Annotated in this window: 19 protein-coding genes and 1 pseudogene; 7 read left to right on the top strand and 13 right to left on the bottom strand. The window is 46.3% G+C overall.

Translation table 11 applies throughout. The features are described from left to right. Positions 1 to 17: 17 nt before the first annotated feature. Positions 18 to 893 carry a hypothetical protein gene (locus tag MHB54_RS14385; RefSeq protein ID WP_023990907.1) on the bottom strand — a complete coding sequence of 292 codons (876 nt, stop codon included), beginning with the start codon at positions 891 to 893 and terminating at the stop codon, positions 18 to 20. Between the two features lie 561 nt (positions 894 to 1,454). Here MHB54_RS14385 and hxlA point away from each other — a divergent pair. Beyond that, positions 1,455 to 2,090 (top strand): 3-hexulose-6-phosphate synthase, encoded by a 636-nt coding sequence (gene hxlA, locus MHB54_RS14380; protein ID WP_264454408.1) that lies wholly within the window; start codon positions 1,455 to 1,457, stop codon positions 2,088 to 2,090. A 5-nt stretch (positions 2,091 to 2,095) separates the two neighbouring features. Continuing rightward, a complete protein-coding gene (hxlB, locus tag MHB54_RS14375; protein ID WP_264454407.1) occupies positions 2,096 to 2,653 on the top strand; it encodes a 6-phospho-3-hexuloisomerase in 558 nt (185 codons plus the stop codon). 142 nt (positions 2,654 to 2,795) lie between these two features. On the opposite strand, the gene MHB54_RS14370 is transcribed toward hxlB, so the two are convergent. The 8 genes from MHB54_RS14370 to MHB54_RS14335 all read right to left on the bottom strand — a co-directional run bounded on the left by MHB54_RS14370 (position 2,796) and on the right by MHB54_RS14335 (position 14,101). Beyond that, on the bottom strand, positions 2,796 to 4,928 hold the full coding sequence (locus MHB54_RS14370) for an endo-1,4-beta-xylanase (protein ID WP_254348374.1): 2,133 nt from the start codon (positions 4,926 to 4,928) through the stop codon (positions 2,796 to 2,798). 61 nt (positions 4,929 to 4,989) lie between these two features. Then, complete coding sequence (locus tag MHB54_RS14365) at positions 4,990 to 5,913, bottom strand: carbohydrate ABC transporter permease (protein WP_028540826.1); 924 nt, start codon at positions 5,911 to 5,913, stop codon at positions 4,990 to 4,992. Positions 5,914 to 6,333: 420 nt separating this feature from the next. After that, the gene (locus MHB54_RS14360) at positions 6,334 to 7,314 is read right to left on the bottom strand and encodes an ABC transporter permease (protein ID WP_023990911.1); all 981 of its coding nucleotides are present in this window, start codon (positions 7,312 to 7,314) and stop codon (positions 6,334 to 6,336) included. 14 nt (positions 7,315 to 7,328) lie between these two features. Then, entirely contained in the window at positions 7,329 to 8,996 is a 1,668-nt protein-coding gene (locus MHB54_RS14355) for an ABC transporter substrate-binding protein (RefSeq protein WP_023990912.1), read from the bottom strand. Between the two features lie 211 nt (positions 8,997 to 9,207). Beyond that, positions 9,208 to 10,971 carry a sensor histidine kinase gene (locus MHB54_RS14350; protein WP_264454406.1) on the bottom strand — a complete coding sequence of 588 codons (1,764 nt, stop codon included), beginning with the start codon at positions 10,969 to 10,971 and terminating at the stop codon, positions 9,208 to 9,210. Further along, entirely contained in the window at positions 10,968 to 12,599 is a 1,632-nt protein-coding gene (locus MHB54_RS14345) for a response regulator transcription factor (protein ID WP_264454405.1), read from the bottom strand. Before MHB54_RS14345 ends, MHB54_RS14350 begins: the two co-directional genes overlap by 4 nt. Before the next feature lie 273 nt (positions 12,600 to 12,872). Beyond that, entirely contained in the window at positions 12,873 to 13,646 is a 774-nt protein-coding gene (locus tag MHB54_RS14340; protein WP_028540834.1) for a class I SAM-dependent methyltransferase, read from the bottom strand. 113 nt (positions 13,647 to 13,759) lie between these two features. Then, positions 13,760 to 14,101, bottom strand: a complete 342-nt coding sequence (locus tag MHB54_RS14335) for a cupin domain-containing protein (protein ID WP_076264549.1) — start codon at positions 14,099 to 14,101, stop codon at positions 13,760 to 13,762. A gap of 224 nt (positions 14,102 to 14,325) precedes the next feature. Here MHB54_RS14335 and MHB54_RS14330 point away from each other — a divergent pair, with 224 nt between their 5' ends. The 4 genes from MHB54_RS14330 (at position 14,326) to MHB54_RS14315 (ending at position 17,730) form a co-directional block, all read left to right on the top strand. Then, positions 14,326 to 15,561 carry an FprA family A-type flavoprotein gene (locus MHB54_RS14330; protein ID WP_340981680.1) on the top strand — a complete coding sequence of 412 codons (1,236 nt, stop codon included), beginning with the start codon at positions 14,326 to 14,328 and terminating at the stop codon, positions 15,559 to 15,561. A 36-nt stretch (positions 15,562 to 15,597) separates the two neighbouring features. Continuing rightward, entirely contained in the window at positions 15,598 to 16,791 is a 1,194-nt protein-coding gene (locus MHB54_RS14325) for an NAD(P)/FAD-dependent oxidoreductase (protein ID WP_264454402.1), read from the top strand. Positions 16,792 to 16,793: 2 nt separating this feature from the next. Continuing rightward, positions 16,794 to 16,964, top strand: coding sequence for a rubredoxin (gene rd / locus MHB54_RS14320; RefSeq protein ID WP_007432984.1), 171 nt, complete (start codon positions 16,794 to 16,796; stop codon positions 16,962 to 16,964). A 61-nt stretch (positions 16,965 to 17,025) separates the two neighbouring features. Beyond that, positions 17,026 to 17,730, top strand: a complete 705-nt coding sequence (locus tag MHB54_RS14315; protein WP_028540837.1) for a Crp/Fnr family transcriptional regulator — start codon at positions 17,026 to 17,028, stop codon at positions 17,728 to 17,730. A gap of 131 nt (positions 17,731 to 17,861) precedes the next feature. Here the strand turns inward: MHB54_RS14315 and MHB54_RS14310 are convergent, their stop codons facing one another. The 3 genes and pseudogenes from MHB54_RS14310 to MHB54_RS14300 form a co-directional block, all read right to left on the bottom strand. Continuing rightward, positions 17,862 to 19,622: a glycosyltransferase 87 family protein gene (locus MHB54_RS14310; protein ID WP_264454401.1), complete on the bottom strand. Its 1,761-nt coding sequence runs from the start codon at positions 19,620 to 19,622 to the stop codon at positions 17,862 to 17,864. Positions 19,623 to 19,721: 99 nt separating this feature from the next. After that, a pseudogene (locus MHB54_RS14305) lies at positions 19,722 to 20,432 on the bottom strand (MBL fold metallo-hydrolase). Between the two features lie 196 nt (positions 20,433 to 20,628). Beyond that, on the bottom strand, positions 20,629 to 21,183 hold the full coding sequence (locus MHB54_RS14300; protein ID WP_023990922.1) for a TetR/AcrR family transcriptional regulator: 555 nt from the start codon (positions 21,181 to 21,183) through the stop codon (positions 20,629 to 20,631). 153 nt (positions 21,184 to 21,336) lie between these two features. On the opposite strand from MHB54_RS14300, the gene MHB54_RS14295 reads away from it, so the two are divergent. Further along, entirely contained in the window at positions 21,337 to 22,011 is a 675-nt protein-coding gene (locus MHB54_RS14295; protein WP_023990923.1) for an SDR family NAD(P)-dependent oxidoreductase, read from the top strand. A 91-nt stretch (positions 22,012 to 22,102) separates the two neighbouring features. Here MHB54_RS14295 and MHB54_RS14290 read toward each other — a convergent pair whose 3' ends face one another. After that, positions 22,103 to 22,744: an SDR family oxidoreductase gene (locus MHB54_RS14290; protein WP_023990924.1), complete on the bottom strand. Its 642-nt coding sequence runs from the start codon at positions 22,742 to 22,744 to the stop codon at positions 22,103 to 22,105. Positions 22,745 to 22,749: the final 5 nt, after the last annotated feature.

Here is a 22,749-nt window from a genome sequence, read left to right as displayed (position 1 = left end):
CCACCGGAAGAGCAATACTAAGAAACGCCAAGACCATAGTTACCGAGATTAATGCCTTTTTCATTATGAAGCCCCCTTAATAAAATGGTTTGGTATTGCTCTTGCTGTGATGGTGTTGCCAAATCTCGATAAGTTTCAAACAGAGCAACCAATGTCCTGAAATCGGCATCCGCTTCTACACTGGCAGAGAATTGCAGAGAATCAAGGACATAATTTAAGGCAACAGAGTATTGCTTCTTCTTGAAATGGTAAATGGCCAATTGGTTGACCAGTTTTAAATAATATACGCGGTTTGCTCTATCTTCATAACCTTCAAATATCTTAATATCATCAGCAAAATCGTTCAGCAGGTCGTCTATATTCCAATTATTCAAGTTAGCCGCTTCGGCAATACCAACCAATCCTGGAAGTAGCTCCTCTTCATTGTCGTGAAGAAATTGAACGTACTCAGGCAAAAGTTCCCTTCTCCCCGAAAGTAATTCAATCGTAAATAAATTGGCCTTGGCGAGGAAACGGAATCTCTCTACTTCTTCGTGACCGCTCTGATCCAGCCCCATAAACCAGCCCATTTCGCTATACTTCATAATATAGTTTCTGGCTTCCTCATACTTTCCCATATTCTGATAGTAAATAGACTTCGCCAGATAACTGTAAGCATAATAAAACACTAGCGGGTGTTTGGTGTCCAATGTCTCATACTTGCCGTCTGCAGCATTTCTCAGTTGGGTGTGATACAGGCTTTCAGCCAACGTATGCAGATAATCTGCTACTTTGTTCGCTTCATCCCAATCATTATGTGTGTAGCTGATTCTAAACAACTCACAAGCTTTATCGAGTTCGTGGCTGTCCGACAACAAATAAATGGCTTCCCTTTGGTTCAGGACCTCTTCCACTAAAACCCGCCTCCCTATCCTGAAAATTGCGATTACCCCTTAGCACAGCGGCTACTCTTCAGGGTAGTTATGCTCTTAGCCTCCATTTTTTGCATACCAGTATATTACAAATATAGTCAAAACCTAACTTGAAGTCAATTTAATCATCGCTACCTTCTTTTTTTTGCAACCTTACATTGCTGTGTATGGTTATGGATTTTGCAAAATTCGATTCCAGTCGCTCCGAAGTGCAAGATATAGACGAACTAAACCATTTCGATCTATATCTTGTTCATTGGAAGTCGCTTATGGGATTTTTGCAAAATCCTTGGTTACGAATAATCGACTCCCCTTATAGAAATAATGCTAAAGAAGACAAAATGCAGGCTCTCTCATGAATGGTTTTTATGATGCTATAGTATCGTCGGGGTAACTACGTTACGAATTAGTGCGTACTTTTCAATCGGATATCGGGGCCTTACAATCAAACCTGTGCATGAAACCAAAGTATAGAGTAATACTCAACAGAGCATGTACCTGTTCATCAAAATATAAATTCACTTAAGGAGTGAAGTTAATAACATGGAACTTCAATTGGCTTTAGACTTAGTAGATATCCCGCAAGGTATTGCATTGGTAAAAGAAGTAGAGTCGTATATTGATATCGTAGAAATCGGTACGCCGATTGTCATCAATGAAGGACTTCATGCAGTAAAAGCAATGAAAGAAGCATTCCCGAATCTGAAAGTGCTGGCTGACCTGAAGGTTATGGATGCAGGGGGCTATGAAGTGCTAAAAGCTTCCGAGGCTGGTGCAGATATCGTTACGATTTTGGCTGTAGCTGAAGATGCGACAATTAAAGGTGCAGTAGAAGAAGCGAAAAAACAAGGCGGCAAAAAAATCCTGGTGGACATGATCGGTGTTAAAAACCTGGAGCAACGTGCGAAAGAAATCGACGCTCTGGGCGTTGACTACATCTGTGTGCATACAGGCTACGATCTGCAAGCTGAAGGACAGAGCCCGTTCGAAGCACTGCAAACCGTCAAAAAAGTCGTGAAAAACTCCAAAACTGCCGTGGCTGGCGGTATTAAACTGAGCACCTTGGCTGAGGTCGTGAAGGCTCAACCGGATCTGGTTATCGTCGGCGGTGGTATCACTGGCGAGGACGACAAAAAGGCTGTAGCTTCCCAAATGCAACAGTTCATCAAACAAGGTTAATCCCAATGGAAACCTCTCAATATTTATCCGAGGTACTCAAGGAGCTGCAATTGGTTCCACAATTGATCAGTGATACAGAATCGGAGCAGCTGATCCACTCCATCGCCGCTGCGAATAAGGTATTCGTGGCAGGTGCAGGCCGCTCAGGGTTCATGATTCGCTCGCTGGCGATGCGGCTGATGCATATGGGGGTTCAAGCTTACGTGGTCGGGGAAACCGTAACTCCTGGTTTGGGCGAGGGCGACCTACTCATTATTGGTTCAGGCTCTGGTGAAACCAAAAGCCTGACCTCCATGGCAGAAAAAGCAAAGAAACTTGGGGCCTCTCTAGCGCTTCTAACCACTTCCCCGGGTTCCACCATTGGCAAACTGGCCGATATCATCGTCAAGCTGCCTGGTGCGGCCAAGGACCCGTCCAACAAGGACTACCAAACGATTCAGCCTATGGGCTCATTGTTTGAGCAAACCCTGCTGTTATACGGTGACGCATTGGTACTCAGAACGATGGAGCTGCGCAAGCTGACCTCCAAATCTATGTTTGGCCAACACGCCAATTTGGAATAAAAATGTAATTCCTTTACGATAACAAAGCAGGCTGTCCTTTACATGTCACATGTGAAGGACAGCCTGCTTTTATGCTTGTATAAGGCGACGTTCGATACAGCATAGAATAAGGCAAAACAAGCCCGGCATGTATTCAAACCATTTATTCGCTGTTCCCTGCTGGCAACGACGGGACTTTGGACGGATCAGCAAGTGCCCAATAGGCATATTTGGCCTTTAACCGTTCGTCGAATAGTAGCGGCTTATCCAGCCGGGCTATCGGAAACGTGCTGAGCCACGTATTTCCATCATCCGTACCCCAAATCGTCACATTGCTGATATGATTCTGCTGCCTTGAAAACATATCGAACAGCGCCCGATAGCGGTGAGCCTGCCGGACCAGCATAGATTCTGGAATCGTTTCATAGCGATCTGTGTCATTGGAATAAAGACCCATATCCAGCTCGGTAATCTGATTGTCCAGACCAAGCGAAGCAAACTTTTCTATGGACTGCTCAATCTCGCTAATAGCGGGAAACTCCAGGCGGATATGCGATTGGTGGCCTACCCCGTCAATCGGTACACCTTTAGCGAGCAGATCACGTACCAAATTGTACAGAAAATCCCGTTTCTTCGGCTCATGTGTGTTGTAATCGTTAATGAATAGTCGTGCGTTCGGGCCCGCCGCTTCCCTCGTGACACGGAATGCTTTTTCAATATAATCAGTACCAGTAATCTGATACCACTTGCTGCGGCGCATGCCATCCGGCTGATCAGGATCAATGACCTCATTCACCACATCCCAATCGGTGATGACATTTTTATATCGGGCTGCAACAGCGCGAATATGCGTCTCCAGCCGATCTAGCAAAAGCTTTTTATTCTCAGCAGTCGGCGTCATCGGCTGTCCATTCTTATCCTTGAACATCCAATCCCCAGTTTGGTTATGCCACACCAAAGTATGGAAGCGAATTTCCAGTCCATGCTGTCTAGCAAATTGCACAATTTGGTCTGCTTCCTCCCAATGGAACTGTCCCTCGGACGGTTGTAAGGAGATTGGCTTCATCGCATTCCCTGCAACGACGCTGTTAAAATGCTTCTGTACCAACTCTCCGTAAGCCCCTTCGGTCTGGAAAGCTTCAATCGCCGTGCCAATGCTAAACTGTCCCCCATATAATCCATGCAAAGAAGGAATGTCCTTTTCAATAGCCAGCGGCGGTACAAGTGACAGCTCGAAATCATCCATATAAAAGGAAGACGTTCCTTCTGCCGTTTCCAAATACATAGAAACGGTGTCTGCATCATGCGCAAGCGTATACGTACCAGACAAATGCATCCATCCCCCTGTCGTAGTAGCCGTGTCGCCTACAACAGTTTCATACGCACTATCCCCTTGGTGATCACGCTGTATGCTGAGCCTCACCTTGGCAGGCTGCTCACCCGGCGCCAGCTTCACCCAGGCACTGACCGTATATCGGCTGCCCTTTTGCATCGTAGCAGTCACATCCAGCTTGGGGCCGGCATATGTCTTTTGTCTGCCTGTTGTCAGCAGACTGTATGAGCCGGTTCGTGCATCGGCATTCGAAACCTGCACGGTCTCGGCTCCCATACGGGACACCCATCCTTGAGCCGTACCATCTTCAAACCCGGATACGATACCATTGGCCGGCTCCGTTGGCGTCTTCGATACCTGTGTTATTTCTACCTCATCCACATAGTAGGCCTGCGCGGGATTCGAGCTTTCCACATACAGCTTCAATGCATCCATCCCCCCGGTAAAAGTATATTTCCCCTGAAGTTTGATCCACGATGTATCCGCCGTCTCCGTCTGCGCTACCGTCTTCCATGTCGTAGTCCCACCTGTCGGCTGCTGCTCCACTGTAAGTTTAACCATGCTCGGAACCGCAGAATGACCATCTAGCTTCACATAGCCACTAATTTCATACTCTACATCCGGCTGCAACAGCGACTTCACATCCAGCTCCGCCCCGTTCCAAGCCGCTGTGCGGGCGGTTGCCTTCAGACTGTGCGTGCCGCCATATGCTGCTTCCGTGACGGATGCAATTTGGGTATAAGTTCCCCGAGGCTTCCAGCCATCGCTGTTTCCTTGCTCAAATCCATACGTTCCAATGGTTTTATGGATATTACCCGCTGACAGCACCGTATCCGCAACGGGCGGGGAATGTTCTATAGACGTAGCTGCCTTCGCTACAGACGCTCCCCACCAACCAACAGGCGATAACAACAGCGCTCCAGCCAGCACCAGACAAAAAGGCTTAACCCAACATGGCCGCAAAGCAATCCCTCCCGCACTCAAATTTTTTGAATTCGTATTGGGCACCATTGGATTTCAGTTACTATCCTTTGACACCTCCCAAGGTCATACCCTTCACAAAGTATTTTTGCAAAAAAGGATAAACTAAAATAATAGGCACTGAAGCGACAATCGTCATCGTGGCCCGAATCGAGGTAGGCGTGACCGACTTCGCCAGATTTTCCGAACCAGCGAATTGGCTCGCATAGTCCTGAGTGTTAACAGACGTGTTGGAATTTTGCAGTATTTTCATCAGCTCATATTGAAGAGTGCTCCATTGCTCATATGACGAATTGTACAAAAACACATCGAACCAGGAATTCCATTGCGCGACCGCTGTAAACAGCGACACCGTCGCCAGTACGGGAACACACAGCGGCAAAACGATGCGCATAAAAGTGGCAAACTCCCCAGCCCCGTCAATACGCGCCGACTCCAAAATCCCTTCCGGCAATCCCTCAATAAAGGAGCGAATGACAATCACATTAAACACCCCGATCAATCCCGGCACGACATACACCCAGAAAGTCCCCAGCATCCCAAGCTCACGAATCAGGAGAAAGTTCGGAATCAATCCACCGCTAAAATACATTGTTAAAATAAAAGCAATCGAAACAAATTTGCGCAGCACATATTCCGGCCGGCTGATCGTATACGCCACCATCGCGCAGCAAAACACAGAGGTCACCGTACCCGCAACCGTACGTAATACAGAAATCAGCGTAGCATGGAAAATCGTCGCTTCCTTGAACACATATTCATAATTACTCCACGTGAATTCACGCGGCCACAAATAGATCCCGCCCCGAATCGAATCATTCGCTTCATTCAACGAAACCGCCAGCGTATTTAAAAACGGATACAGCGTGAACACCATCAGGCAGAGCATAAACACGATATTGCACGCATCAAAAATTCGATCCGAGGGGGCCCGAAATCGCCCGTGTACGGCCTTCCCTTTGCCCATGACTTCCGCTCCTTTCTAAAAAATAGTTTAGGCATTTGGATCGCGCACCCTCTGCTATCTCCTTCGAATAGCACAGTCCTAAAAAACAGCCTCTAATGGCGATAGCGAAGCTGAGCCAGCTATCATGACGCCCAAGGAAGCGCGAGTCACGCGTCTTCCTTAAGCTCTCCCCTTGCCACTACCCTCAGTTCTTAAAAAAGTGACTTTATGGCGGGCAACAGCGGAGCGGGCGGAATTGTTCTGAAGAAGCGGAGCGTTCGGCTAAAAGCTTTCCAGAGGAAAGCTCGCATCGTAAGCATAAGCTAGCCCCGGATTCCAACCTCTAATGTTTTATGATAAAAAGGAATACGGGGATAACAGCGATCGGAAGAACAATCCGCACGCGAAGCGGCCGTCCCCCCACCATAACTCACTCTTTTCTCAGAACAATCTCTCCTCCCCTAACCGCTTCGCAATATGATTGGCACTAAACAGTAAGATGAAGCTGACTACCGTTTTGAACATCCCAGCAGCAATGGAAAGCGAGAAATTACCCATCTGGATACCATATTTCAGTACGAAAATATCCAGATTCTCCGAATAATCCACGTTCATGCCGTTGCCCAGTAAGTATTGCGGCTCAAAGCCGGATTCCAGCAGATTGCCGATGTTCATAATGAGCAGGATGATAAATACAGGCTTCAATCCGGGTAATGTCACATGCCAAATTCGCTGAAAACGCCCTGCTCCATCCATCTCGGCCGCTTCATACTGCGAGGGATCAATCATCGTCATCGCGGCCAAATAAATGATGGTGTTCCAGCCGACATTTTTCCATACCTCCGATGCACCGAGAATGCCCCAAAAATAGCTTCCCTCGCCCAGCCACAGAATAGGCTCTTTAATCAACCCCAGCCACATCAGCACCTCATTGATGATGCCGCCATCCGCAGACAGCGCCGTACTGATGATGCTAGCCGCGACCACCCACGAAATAAAATGCGGTAGATAGCTGATCGTCTGTACCACCCGCTTAAATACGAGCTGGCGAAGCTCATTCAGCAAAATCGCTAATGTTATAGCGGTGACAAAGCCCAGCACCAGATTAATAAAGCTCATCGCCAGCGTATTGCGCATGACCCGCAGAAAGTGTTCATCCTGAAATAGAAAATGGAAATGTTTTAATCCGACCCATTGCTGATCGAGCAACTTGCGGGCAGGCTTAAAATCCTGAAAGGCAATTGTCCAGCCCCAGATGGGCAAATACTTGAAGATAAACAGCCAGATTAAAAAAGGGACGGACATCCATACCAGTGCCCGTTGCTGATTCAGCTTGTGCATAAATCCCCTAAAGCCGGTTCGCCGCGAGGGCGGCAACTGATCCGGGGAGATCGTGACTGCTGGTGGTGACGAGTGGCCCATAGCTGCTTCCTCCTTTATTTTTTACCGGGATTCTCGATTTTTTTGGCAACCTCCTTCGTGATCAGCTCCTCATACGCCTTTACATCCAGCTTGTTAAATTCAGTAGTGTATTCACTCCAAATCGCATCAAACTGCTCCGGTGCAGACAGCACCAAACGCGGGAAATATTTGCGCTGCAGGTCCCCCTTCTTTTGCTGGAAGAGCTGCGCAGGTGAACCTTGAGCAATTGGGATACTCCAGGCCGGATACCATGGGCGCTCGTCTGGTGCGGAAAACATTTGCGAGAAGGACTCTACACCATAGACTTTTAGTAGCTTTTTATCTCCCTCGGTGTAGGACATACGCGCAACCTCCGGCTGCCGTCCGGCACCAACGGAGTTGCCGTCAGGCAGGGTAGAACCGCTACCGTATCGCGGCCAACTGTATTCAAAATATTTGAACCCGAATGATTCGCGGAACGCGTCCTGACCAGTCTGCTTAATTTGCTCCTCAGTCCGGTAAAAGCGTCCTTTTTTATCTACATCATAGGTTTCTCCCTTGATTCCCCAGTTGGATAACACCTGGTTTTCGTCGGTCAGCAGGTTGTCAAAAAATTTGATGATACGTACCGGGTCCTTGGCACTGACCGTAATTCCTATGCCTCGGTTATTAACGAATGACGACGGATCAATGTACTGATCCTTTATATTCTGGTCGTATACAACAGGCAGCCCTATATACTCCATATCATCATTGCCCGATTGCTTGGAAGCCTCCTGCAGATTATTCAGGGCCTGCCCCGCCTGCCAGCGGTAGTCGAAAAAGCCCAGCACCTTACCCGAAGTCAGCTTCGCCAGATATTGATCGTAATTGTCCACAAAGGACGATTTATCAAATAGGCCTTCTACATTGAGTTGATTTAGCTCTTTCAGATACCGCTTTGTGATTTCCATATCTCCATAATCCGTGGCCCGGTGTGTTTTCATATCAATAATCGTGCCGCCATCATTCGGATAGCCTGCCAGATGCATCGGTGCGTTCGTAAGAGCATAAAACCTATCCTGCGTGGTTAACGCCAGGTACCCAGTCAATCCCTCATCTGCATGCTTTTTTGCATAGTTACGAATCAGGGCTAAATACTCGTCAAGTGTTTTGATTTTTGGATATCCCGCTTCTTTTAATACCCTGCGTTGCACCCAAAAGGCTCCTTGCTCTAAGTTAGGTGCAGGTAAATAATCGCCTACCACCGCACTGAGCGGCAGAAAGTAAATGTTCCCATCCTCCGCCTTCATCAAGTTGTAGTACGGTCCATATACACGCTTAATATTTGGTCCATATTTGTCGATCAAATCATTCAGGGGAATAAAAGCCCCGGCATCCAGTAGCTTATCGATCGTGCCATCCGGTACTATCACATCCGGGTAATCGTTACTGGCAATAAATGTACCGATCTTCGTATTGGAATCACCCACCAAATGCTCCAGCTTCCAGTTTACCCCCGTCTGATCCTCCAGGATTTTGCCGATCCGCGTTTCTTTGGTATTAATGTCCCTCCCCGCAGTGGCATTAAAATACGTGAATGTGACCTTCTCCTTGCTATCTCCTGACGCCGGCTCCTTGCCCGAGCTCCCTGAGCAAGCAGCGATCATAGACGCCATCATAACCATTACCAGAGTGATGATTCCGAACCTTTTGCTTGTCATGCCAGCCCCTCCCCTTTCGTCCTCTTTTGTCGATTGTGTGTGAATATCGTGCGCACGTACCTCAAGCACTGAGAATCCCGTACGCCCTAAATTGTAAGCACTTTCATTTTATAAAATGCCGTTCTTTTCGTTCACCTGTCAATCTAAAGGTGTTACTTAGAAAACTATAGGTAAAGGTCCTTCAAAGCGAAATAGGCGTTGCTGTCTACCCTCACTCCCGATCCGCAGGAATCCTAATTCGAATCTCCGTACCGTCGCCGGGTGCGCTGCGAATGGCAAGCTCAAAGCGGCTCCCGTAGTAAAGTTTAAGACGATAGATGACATTTTGTAGACCTATACGCTCACCCATTTCTTCCTGCCTTTGCATGTAACCATATAAGCGTTGTACCTGTTCCTCAGACATGCCCACCCCATCATCCCGAACCGTTAGAATCAGTTGTCCTTCCTCATGCTCAAAATGTATCTCAATGCGTCCCCCATGCTTTAGCGGCTCAATGCCGTGGATGCTTGCATTTTCAACCAGTGTCAGCGCGACCATTTTGGGAAGCAGATTGTCCAGGTCTTCAGAGCGCGCTTGCACTTCGTACTGTATTCGCTCACCAAAGCGATATTGCTGGATTTCCAGAAAACAACGGATCAGCTCCAGCTCCTCCCGCAAAGTAACCCGATCCTTGTTCCACACCAGCGAATTGCGGAAAATCCGTGCCATGTTATGAATAATGCGCGCTGTCTCATCCTCATGCTTCATCAAGCTCCGCATGCGAATCGTCTCCAGCGCATTGAACAGGAAATGCGGGTTGATCTGGCTGTGAAGTGCATTCAACTGAGCATGTCTGCGCTGAATTTCCAGATTTTTTCGCTGTATATCGGCCATATAGACATCGTTAATCAGTCGCTTTATTTTCAGCGTCATCCGATTAAACTCACCTGTTAATTGCCCGATTTCATCTCGCGACTCTGTACCGCGAATCAGCTCAAAATGCTGGTTTTTCACCTTCTTCATGTGCTTTAAAATACGATGAATCCTCACGTTCAACGAACGTGTAATCCAAATAATGATTAATGTAGGCAGCAGCATATTGACACAGGTTAACAAGAGCACAAAATTGCGAGATTCCTGCATTTCATACAGCACTGCATCTCTCGATACCGCAGCCACAATGCTCCAGCCATTCAGATTGCTCGTAAGCACATAATTCGTCTTGAACTCCATCGTGTCCTCGGGCAGCTTGAGAGTGTTATAGGCTACATGTTTGTGGTTTATATCCACTTTGGGGTCCGTTGTATATTCGATTCCCCCTCGTTCGTTCAGCAGAAAGAGACTTCCCTGCAAATTCAGGTTATTGAAAATCTCCCGAATGGACGACATTCGCAGTTCTATTTTCAGTATTTTTTCACGACCATTTTGGGAATAAAAGTAGTTCATCCGCCGAATCAGGCTAAAAGGGTACATCTGTTCACCTGTGCTGTCATCGGTACGTACAAATATAGGCTTGGACTGGCGTCCAGGCGAGATTTTGGTATACCAGGGCAAACTTCTGACTCCCTCATCTATAAAGCTGATTCCCCCGGAATTCAGCAGCGTTGAATTATTGGTGTAGATCGTAATTCCACCTACGGAATGGTATGCAGGACTGTAAGTGTTGTTCAAGATATGACGTAAATAAGAGTCATAAGCGGCGATATAGTCAGCAGGGTGGGGATATGTTTCTTCCAATACCTCATTGAGCTGATGATCAGTATAAAAGATAGACGAGATTTCCATCGCATCTTCAAATTCACGGTAAAATTCAATTTTAATCTGTTCCAGTGCGCGCGAAATATCCTGCATACGCTGTTCCTTCACGTTTTGCGAGGTGACATGGTAAAAAATAAGATTGGTCAGCACTACAGGCGTGAAAACACAGAGAAAATAAAGCAGCAGCATTTTATCCCGCAATCGCACATGATCAAGAGTCGTTCTCAGCATCTTCATTCGCTGGCCCTCTCTGGCTCGTCGCCAATACTCAGGCTATTGCGGTATTCACTAGGCGTGGCGTGCGCCATCTTTTCAAACTGGGTAACAAAATAGTCTGAACTGCCGAAGCCCACGCGCTCAGCAATTTCATAAATCCGCAGATCCGTCTGCCGCAACAAGCGTTTCGCCTCCTGAACACGCAATTTCAGCAGAAATTCGTTAAAGTACACACCATACGTTTTCCTGAACAATTGACCGAGGTATACCGGGTTCATGTAAAAGCGAGCCGCAATACTTTTCAGGCTTATATTCTCGGCGGCATGCTGCTCAATGTAAGCACGGATGTGCTGGATGCCTCCTTGCTGACAATCCTTGCGCAGAACCCCAATATACCTTCCACTTTCCTCTGCAAAAGCTGTAAACAATCGCTGTAGTTCACCCAGGGACAGGTTCATGTCCTGCCAGTTCATCATCGGTTCTAGTGACTGAAGTGAGCGCTCATTTCCCTGCATGTTTTGAATGACCCGAACGATACTAAGTAAGCATTGATGCAGACTCATTTTCATAGCCTCAGGTGCATAACACTCCTCCCGAAAACTACTAAATAAATAATCCACGGCCACACGCAGCTCATCCAACCGCAGTTCCTCAACTTGTTCCGTCAAGCGATCCAGTACGTCCTGAGGGATGGTCTTATAGTGAAGTGGTGGCATTCCCTCCCGTAGATATACAACAATACCGCTATTGTCATAAATGTATTTATGGAGCACTGCTTCCTTTGCACAGGCGTAGGACTGCTGGATATCCTGCAACCGATTCACAGGCTTTCCTGCATAAACGAAAACCCGACTTCCCAGCTGACCTTTTAGTGTCTTCATCCCCTCTATCTCTCGTTGTAGCGCTTTCATAAAAACTTCGACCTTGCCTTCAAAACACCCCAAAAAGAAGTCCGGTACGATAAGACCAATCCGGTTACGATGCTCATGAACATAGAGAGGGTACTTGCCATCCATTAAACGATGAAGCGCTTGCTCTATAAGCTCCCTGAACTGAAAAAGTGATAGCATGACACCATCGTCACCGGAGCGCCAGGGATGTTGGTCATTCAGCTCGACGAGTACATAGTACATATACGTGGCTTCCCCAAGCCGCAGCTGCTGCTCCCACTGTGTCACCACTACATCATCCACTGGGTTCATCATCACAGTCTCTAACAGCCCACCTGCATGGTGATTCTGATATCGTTGTGCATTCTGTTGTTCACGATGCAGTCTTTCACTCAGCTTGCGCAGTGTAGCCGAAAAGTCACCCTCATCAATCGGCTTAAGCATAAAATCATGAACCCCATAGCGGATTGCCTGCTGCGCATAAGCAAAATCACTATAACCGCTTAAGATAATAAACGCGGGATGTTCTGTACTCTGTTCGAGCACAGACCGGATCAGCTCTAATCCGTCCAGCACAGGCATACGAATATCGGTAATGACCAGGTCCGGGTGAATACGGCTGATTAGCTCCAGCGCATCCTCACCGTTATCAGCTTCTCCTACGATTTCAAAACCACAGGCTTGCCAATCCATGAGTTGAAGCAGCCCTTTGCGAGTAAAGGTTTCATCATCCACCACAATGGCTCGATGCAGCTTCATAACACGCTTCCTCCTTTTGAAGTATGCCTATTTTATTATTTTAGTTAACTATTCCAATGATCTCAGTCAATATGGTAATGTAAAACATCAGAAATTGGAAATTTTCGTTATACCTATTATATGACGAATAGAGGGGTGCAAAGCATGCGCACTCCAGCAGCCAAGCCAAAGCAGTAAATATACAAAAAGGAGACGAATCCCTGAATAGGGGTTCGTCTCCTTTTTTGCTATTGCGTAAAAAGCTTTTATTATTCTCTTATTCGTGAATTCAGGCTATCGCTCAGCGATGATACTGACCGCTTGCAGATGGTCGGCGTACTTTACAAACTGCTTGCGCATACCCATAACCCTTGTCCGGGCAGCATGGTTACGCATAAGGTTAAAGGCGATTTTTCCAAATCTCAACCAGCCCTCGTCCTGAATGATACGTGGCAGATGCAATAAGTGCATGGGAACCGTATAGATTTTAACGACCTTAAAGCCTTCCTCTTTCAGCAGCTGTTCCCACTCTGACACCGTCAACGGTGTCGCATTAACTCTCATGGCTGTAGCCAAATCCTTGTAAATTTGTTTTCTGAGCGCAGGCTCAATATGGTTAGAAGCAAGGCACATCTCATGAATAGCATACTTCCCGCCCGTTTTCAAAAGCCGCCTGGCTTCCGAAATAATCTGCGCTTTCTTGGCTCTTGTGTGCATCGTCAGCATGGCTTCCCCATATACCACCGTCGCAGAGGCATCCGGCAACGGAACCTGTTCAGCATCGGCAATAATAACTTCCCGGTTTGCTCCGCTTGCATACGTTTTTACAATAGAAGCCGCCTTCTCATTCTGTTCAATCGCAATATAACGACGGGGATTAAGCCGCAGTGTGATTTGGGCAGTTATACCCAATCCGGGGGCAAACTCAATAACCTCATCCTGCCCGGTTACGTCAAGTCCCTCTATCATCCAACGTGTTGTTTTTAACCCTCCGGGCCTAAGCACGCGCTTACCGAGACTTGCTAATATCCAGTGCCCTGGCACCTGTTTGTAATCTACTGTCTGCATTGGCTATTAACACCTCTCCTTAAAATTTGATAATGATATTCATTATCAATACGAGTGAAAAAAAATAACTATTTTCTTTTTTTTTTATGAGCATGTTGCTGCTGTGTCCTCTTTTATATGTTTTGCGCATAGCTTTCACTTGGCGTTTTGGTCAACACCACATGCAGGCTGGAATTCACCTCTGCACCACCACGATAGGAAAAGTGCTCATCTCCCGTAACATGAATGATATCCCCTTGGACAACTTCCGTTGCTTCGCCGTTCACAGTTACAGTCCCGCTGCCTTCAAGAACAAGCAAATATACATTCGCTCCTGGGTGATTATGTGTTGGTAGCTCGGCATTAGGAGTAAAGTTGAGAATAAAAATTACATTGTCGGCTTCCTTATGCACAATTCGTTTTGTAAACCCAGCTTCTTTATATTCCTGAAATTGAATGAGGTTTGATTTTTTCATATTAGTTCACGCTCCTGTTTGAAATTAAATTTGCTTAAGATGGATTAATACCTTTATTGTATTGGATTATTTCGCTCGCCTTGTGATTGCAATCACAAAACTAAATTTAAGTAAAAATACTTTTAAAATATTTAAAAATTTGATTTCAATCATCTTTTTCATCGACACATCCAACTAGAATCAAATTGTGTTAGATAAACAAAACAAGCAGGAGGTTATTCCATATGAAGCCTGGATTCAAGCTGGCAAAGGATATTTATTGGGTAGGAAAAATTGATAATCGTGAGGTTCCCTTTCATCGTCTTCTACTATCAAAGGGTACAACCTATAATGCATATCTATTGAAAACTGGAAAACCAACCATTGTGGATACCGTAGATATGGCGTTCGGTAGAGAATTTGCCGAAGCTGTAACCGAATTGATCGATCCATTGGATATTCAATATATCATCGTCAATCACACGGAACCAGATCACTCGGGCGGATTGGCGGCACTTGCTTCCAAGGCAACGAACGCTACGATTGTCTGCACTGAGATTGCCGTTCCGGAAATTCAACAAATGTACAAGCTTCAGCATCGCAACTTCCTCGTAATCAAGGATGGGGATCAACTGGACATTGGAGGCAAAACGCTGCTATTCAAAGAAACTCCTTATCTGCATACAGAAGAAACCATGATTACGTATTGTATAGAAGATAAAATCTTGTTCCCTTGCGATATTTTCAGTACACACGTGGCTGTAGAGCATCTATTTGCTGATGAGGCTGGTTTTGATATCACCGAGGACTTTATCGGATACTATCAGGCTATTATTCATCCACATCGCAGATATGTGCGCACATTAATCGAAGCTGTTGCCGATCTGGATATTGAGATGATTGCACCTTCCCACGGCTTCGCGATCCGGCATGATATTGCCAAGTTTATTGATTTGTACGCCTCTATGAGTACCGAAACCAAGGAGGATAAAAAAGTAGCGATTGTCTATGCCACCCTCAAAAATAACACTAAAAAAATGGCAAACATCCTGAAAGACTGCTTTTTGGAGAACCAAATCAAGGTGGAGCTATGGGACGTGGATAAAGCGGATGGAACGGAAATATTGAAGAGTATTGCCTCAGCAGATGCTGTTTTCGTCGGTAGCTCTACCAAATATGCCGACATGACAGGCAAATTGGAAGACCTATTGCAACAAATGCAAAAGATGAATCTGGAAGGCAAGCTGGCTGCTGCCTTTGGTTCCTACGGCTGGAGCGGGGAAGCCATTGAAGTTGTACAGGATTACTTGAATGGTACTAATATGAAGGTTCAAAGCACTTCAGATGTAATCAAATCAACGGGTATGACCCATGTGGAATTCCCGGTACGTATTCGTTTCTCTCCTACAGAAGTTGAAAAAGTGAAAAAAATTAAAAATGCCGCTGAATTTGTCTCAGATCTACTGCTTAGTGTTATTTAAAACACAGTAGCGTATAGCGAATAGGAGAGATACTGAATGGGTAACCAACATTACATTATTATCGGAGGCAGTGTCGCCGCCGTCAACGCGGCAAAAGCGATTAGAGATCATGATGATCTGGCCGAAATTTCTATTTACGGGGAGGAAGCATCCTTTCCGTATAACAGAGTCAAACTTTCCAAGGGACTATTCACTGATTTGCACAGCGACAAAATCCTGATCAAAAAGGAAAAATGGTTTGCCAATCAACGAATTCATGTGTATTCCGGCATCAAGATAACCGAGATACATCCAGAGGATTGTACTATCAAAACAATAGATGGACAAACCGTTGCTTATGACAAGCTACTGCTGTGTACAGGAGCTCACAACCGTAAGCTTGTGCTAGATGGGGCTTCTCTAAGGAACGTTCACAATATCCGTTTTCGACAAGATGCGGATCGCCTTAAAGCGGAATTGCGACAGGGAGACCGGATATGTATCATCGGCGGCGGTATTCAAGGCGTGGAAACCGCCTGGTCCTTCCAGCAAGCCGGGTATGCTGTAACCATACTGGAAGCTTCGCATCGGCTTATGCCCCGTCAGCTAGATGAAAAGGCCTCCGCTATTTTGACCGATCGGATGACCGAACGGGGTACTCAGGTACTCCTTGGGCAAGGCGTAAAACGTATTAAAGGCACAGATCACGTAGAAGGTGTGGAACTACAGGACGGCTCTGTTATCCCTTGCGAGCATGTCGTGTACTCTATCGGAATTGTACCGAATACGGAGCTTGCTCGCCAAATCGGCCTTGATATTGGACAAGGCATTCTGGTGAATGCGCAGATGGAGACCAGCTCCGCCAATATCTATGCAGCAGGTGATGCAGTCGAATTTCAGAGTAGAGTAGATGGGTTATGGGAAAGCGCAATGGAGCAGGGAAAAATAGCAGGCGCTAATATGGCGGGCGCATCCGTCAGCTATCAGCCTCCCCTCCCTGTAACCCTTTCGAACTGCTATGAATCTCCTCTCTTTTCCATCGGGCTAGTAGATGAACAAGTCTGCGACACCAGCCTGATTACTAAAAATCAAGCTTCTTATACACGTATGTTCATACAAAACGGCTCTATCTGCGGCGTGATTGGCTTTGGAGATGCCCTTGCTTCACTACCATACAAAACAGCCATCATGCAGGGACTCAAACCGGACGTACCAGAGCTTACAAAAATTTTGAATGACAAGGAGAACTAGAGATGAAAAAATATGTATGTCAGCCCTGTGGATACATTTATGATCCTGCTATCGGTGACCCCGATGAAGACGTTATGCCCGGTACAGCGTTTGAGGATCTTCCAGAAGACTGGGTTTGTCCAGTCTGTGGTGAGGATCAAAGTCATTTTGCCCCAATAGATGATACAGAATAACAACCATGCGCTATAACCTGTAGTTTCCGGTTTATGAATGGAGTGAATGAATGTGAATGAGATGTCCTGCCCCTGCCAGTGCGAAAAGGAGCCCTGTGCCCGCAAAGTGCCTATCTTTTCCTCTTTGTCCTGCGAAGATTTGTGTAAGGTCAGCTCCATGATCCGACACCGAAAATACCAGAAAGGCGAGGCCTTGATTGTGGAGGAGCAGGCTTCCGATACGCTGTACATTATTAAAAGCGGGCATGTCAAGCTGCTGAAGATGACGCCTCAGGGCAAGGAGCAAATTCTGCACATTCTGACAACTGGTGATTTTTTTGGCGAGTTGAATATTTTTAACAGCGATGAGCTGAGTAACTTTAGTGCGTATGCCTTAAAAGATACTGATATTTGTATGCTCACCAAGGATGATATGGAGCAGTTGATCCGCGACAATCCCGATATCTCTTTGAAGCTGCTCAAAACCATTACTAAACGCTTGGCACATACCGAAAACCTGGCTCAAAGCCTAGCTACCAAAGACCCGGAAATCCGCATCGCCTATATGATTCTTGAGCTTGGACATAAATACGGCAAGCCGGATGGTTCCTACATTAAAATAAACCTCCCCCTTTCACGCGAGGAAATGGCTAATTATGTGGGTGTTACCCGCGAAACCATCAGTCGCAAATTCGGAAAATTTGAACAGCTGGGGATTATTCATAGCAAGGGTACAAGAGAGATTACCATCTGCGATGTACAGAAACTGAACGAATATATGGATTGAGACACATAGATACAATGTTACTCTAACATGAGGACAACAAAAAACCGCTTCTTTAACTTATGGATTGCAGTTGATCTATCAACCACTTCCATTTCGTTAAAGGGCGGTTTTTTAGCATATTTTATACTCCACTAACTATCAATTGTTGTGTTCACACTTGGGGAAGACGCACCCCATATAAGTTTCCCTGAAGGTGACTCCGATGGAAGCATGTCCTTGGGAGGGGCAGTCTCAATCGTGGTCGATTTGGAGCAATCCCACACTACTTTGACCAAATACCCAAACAACAACACATTCAACAATGATGTCACACACAAAATAATACCGTATTGATCCCGAGAGTTGGAGCTATAGAAAATATCGAAGGTGTTTAGGAAAATCGTAAGACTAAATCCACCCGCAAGCCACAAAAATCTGCGGTCTCGTAAATACAGATACGCCAGTACAGCTAACGCGGCCGCAGGGAACAAGTACCGTTCATGCATGCTGGAAGCGAAGGTAAATACACCTGCAATGAGCACCAGTGCAACTGCCGCTGTAAATTGTGGTTTGCGACTGCGGATATACATCCACCACGTAAACAGAGTCACCAGCACAATGCAGATCATACCCCATGTATGGTAACTGAACAGGAACAATGTTGTAGTGTCCTGCGTATAATTGCCACCGATCAGTGCAAAGAAATTATATGCGTTCACCGAAGCATACGGATACTCGCCGACCGTTCCCTTGTATAGGTCAAGTAGCCATAACGGCTCCTGCCCCCACGAAAATGGTAATATGACCAGAATGGTCGTCACAACAGCACCGCCAATGGACAACAGCCAAGGCTGTATTTTACGTTGTCTCAGCAGCTCAAAGAACAAAACAGGCCCATAAATAATTCCCTGCGGCTTCATCAATACGGCTACCGTAAACAATACGGCTGACCAGCCGACCCGGTTTTCCACAAGCAGCACAATCATGCCCACAATCAGCATAGTAAAGAAAGAATCCACCTGCCCCCAGAAGGTCGAATTGATAAATACAGCTGGGTTAAACACGTAGAATATAGCCAATCCAAGGCTTATTCCATAGCCGACCCGTTTGCTTGCCAACCGGTACAGCATGTACGCTGTCACGATATCGGCTAATATATTGGGAAGCCGCAGCAGTACGGACATGTAGGGACTGAAAGCATCCGTAGAGCCGATTTGACCGATCACATATAAAATATAAATATAGAACGGCGGATAATCACTTGATCCATTCGTGTAAAAGCCCGATAAGCTATCCGCTGCTGTCGTAGCCCAGTTCCGGAATAGCATTAAATCCATATGACCCGAGATCCATGGGGCGATCGCCATTCTTAAAAAGAACCCCACACCCAGCACTGTCCACAGCATCAGTCCCCGATTACGTTCCCCGAGCTTCCATTCACGAGCCCGAAAACGGTATGCAATAAACACGAATGCACCGAAGAACAAAGCGGCGAAAACCGCCAGCGGAGTAGCATAAGCAGATGAGGAGTTCCCACTTCGTCCACCACCCATACCACCGCCAGGACCGCCCATACCAGATCCGTTACCAGACATGCCACCGGGGCCTCTGTGCTGTCCGTCTCTGGCAACACCACTGCCGCCCGAAGACGTATCATTCCCGGCCGTTGTACCTTTGTCACCCGATGTCGATGTTCCCTCAGTGGAGGAGTTGGTAGGTTGCCCCGGTCCTCCCATACCTCCACCAGGTCCGCTTCCTCCTCCGAACCCGCCGGATGGGCCCTGCCTAACAGCCGCAGACTGGGACGCAGAACTACCTGAATAACTCCATAACGAAACGACACTAGCGACAGCACACAATATGAGACTAAATAGAAGTATATATTTCAGACCGTTCGCTTTCCAAACGTTCAAATCCGATGCACCTCTCTCTGTTTCTATTTTCCCATATTGTATCTGCCTTAGCTTAGGACTTTGTGAGTTCTGGCTGAATGTTGGCTGAATACCGAATCATCACACTGAAGTTTGTCGTTCCAGCTCCATAATCGCCCTTTCCAGCTGAGATTGTGGATGCTTCAGCATGTTACCGTGACCGACAGCTAATAAAGATGGATTGAAACTCACCAGCTTTTTGGCGCTTTTCAGCGAAATTCCCTTGTTCCAGGTAGCCAGTGCCGGAAAAGGAAACAGCGGCTTAAGCCTTCCCGATACTGCTATACCACCTCGGGTCTGGAAGGCGTCGCCTGCAATCAACGCACGGGTACGAGTATCCAAAAATGCCATCGAGCCCGGCGTATGTCCCGGTGCGCTGATCGCCAACAGCGAACCTACATGATCCCCATCCTACAGTAAAACGTCAGGCTGGGTAAGGATATGCTTCGGTACATCGCCTCGAATAGGAGTATCCGGTTCTCCTGCCTCCAACGATACATCGCCCTGTAGCAGCGGTGCGTCCCGTCTTGAAATAAATACGTGCGCGTCAGGATACCTTGCCTTAAGCTTATCCAACGCACCCACATGATCCCCATGGGCATGGGTAAGTACAATTCGAATAATCGGCTGCCCGATCCGCGCCGCAGCCTGCTCTATACCACGGGTACTGTATGGCAATCCGGCATCTACCAAGGTGAGCCCCTCTTTCTCCTCCACCAAATAACAGTTCACCGGGAACAGCCGGGGCATAAACGTCAATTGATACACATGCTGCACCTGAACAATACGCATTTTAGCTCATCTCCTTGTCTTAATTATAAACTAATCATATTAGTATTATAAATAATATAATTAGTTTTAAGCAAATATTTTTGCCGCTATTCACCCAGAGTTGGAGCTTGGAACTGCTACGGGGACGATCATACTGAGAAAACAGCAAAAAGCATCCCCAGGACTCTGCCCCCGGGGATGCCTCTCACAACAAGAATTAACCTTTTCCTCCTGTTATTAATAACGAAGCCTTCTTGGCTATTTCCTCTTTATCAAACGGAGTATTTCCAGATGCCCATAAATAACCAGCCTCATGTATGATATTGGCATAAATAGGTACATAAAAACTCTTCTCTGAGTCTGTACATATGTTATCTAAACTTTTCACTAAATATTTTTTCAGCTCAATTAACATTTTTTCTTTCAACAGAGGCGCAAGACTTAAATAGCTACGACGGCATTGAATTTTCGGTTGTTGATGAAAGTCACATACTGCTAGAACGAGTTGATTTATGGTGTCCTGATCGAACTCTACTACTCCTAATGTTCGTTTTTCAATGACGTTCGAAGCAGAGTCGTCAATCATGTAATCCAACATTTCGTACTTATCATTAAAATGTGCATAAAATGTAGCACGATTCACTTGGGCCCCTTTTGTTAGATCTGCTATTGTTATCTTTTCAAAATCCTTTTCATTCACTAAATTAACAAAAGCGTTAATCAACGATCTCTTTGTATGTGTCATTCGCATATTTTTTACTTTTGTCCCCACGTTCTGCCCTCCTTATTTGGCACATTTCAATTTTTGTTTCTATAACAACATTCTCATTTAATTGTTGGTTGTTCCATATATTAAGCGGGCTTATACTTACTAAAACAACATATGTTGCTTTAAAATATACCACAAATAAGGAGTTCATATAAGATGAAAACTATTGCAATAATTGGTGCAGGACTCGGGTTAGGTTTATCTATCGCGAAAAAATTCGGGGCGCAAGGGTTTAAGGTAGCTTTAGTTTCTCGTAATACAGAAAAATTGGAAATCATCACAAATGAACTAAAAAGCCTGAATATTGTAGCGCGCTCTTATGTCGCGGATATTACGGATTTGAACGCTTTAAAACAAGCCTTACTGGCTGCTAAAAAAGACTTAGGCAGTATTGATGTACTCGAATTCAGTCCTTATGCAGGATGGAGTAATTTCACAGATATTTTAGAAACAACGCCCGCAAGCGTCTTGGAACAAGTCAACAGCATTGTGCTTCCTGCAGTTCTATCCGTCAATGAAGTATTGCCTGACATGATCAGCAATGGTTCAGGCGCGATTCTATTTACAACGGGCATATCTGCCATGTTCCCTTTGCCCAGTCTTGGGAATGGTGGTATCGTGATGTCCGGCCTTCGAAACTATGCGACTAACCTGCATAATGAACTGAAAGAAAAAGGAGTTTTTGTAGGACACCTTTCAATCGGCACTTTCATACAAGCTGGTACGGCAGGAGATCCAGATATCATCGCAGAAGCTTGGTACAACTTATACGAGAAAAAGCATAGCTTTGAAGAAACATTCCCAAAAGGAATTGATCCAACCAAGCTGTAAAATTATTAAAGCGAGAAGATGACCATGGATGGCCGTCTTCTCGCTTTTTTGTCATTTATAAGCGTCCTCTGTGCAACAACTTCATCCGTAATTACAGCCTGATTGCCTCAGCAATAGGCGTACTGCCAGACACCAGATTAATTGCACGATGATACGTCTGCTGTTCCTCCAGCGCTGCTACCACAGCTGCCGCCACATCTTCACGGGAAATGGTCTGGCTGGTGAGCTCCTCACCGGTAGCAACTTTGCCGGCGCCCACATCATCCGTCAGGCCACCCGGACGAAGAATCGTGTAGTTTAGGTTGCTCGCTTCCAACAGGCGGTCAGCGTAATGCTTCGCCACATAATACGGTTTAATGGATTCGGGCCACTTCTTTCGATTCTCTGCATGTAGGGCGCTGACCATAACGAAGCGTTGGATACCTGCTTGTTCGGCGGCTTCCATTGCCTTGACCGCTCCATCCAAGTCGATAAGCAGCGTTTTATCTGCACCTGTTTTCCCGCCGGAGCCTGCTGTAAATACGACAGCATCGCTGCCTTTTATAGCTGCGGCAATTTCGCCAACCGTCCCTTCGAGGTCAGCTACCACCGTTTCTGCTCCCAAACGTTCAAGCGCTTCGGCCTGATCCGAATTTCGGATCAACGCCTTTACGCGATGCGATTCATTTTGCCCCAATAGACGGACAAGATGTCTGCCTACTTTTCCATTTGCACCAATCACCAGTACGTTCACTCATA

This window comes from Paenibacillus sp. FSL M7-0802 (assembly GCF_038004945.1).
Classification (GTDB): domain Bacteria; phylum Bacillota; class Bacilli; order Paenibacillales; family Paenibacillaceae; genus Paenibacillus; species Paenibacillus polymyxa_B.
Note: the sequence above shows the minus strand (reverse complement) of the source record. Positions and strands in the feature narration are given on the sequence as shown.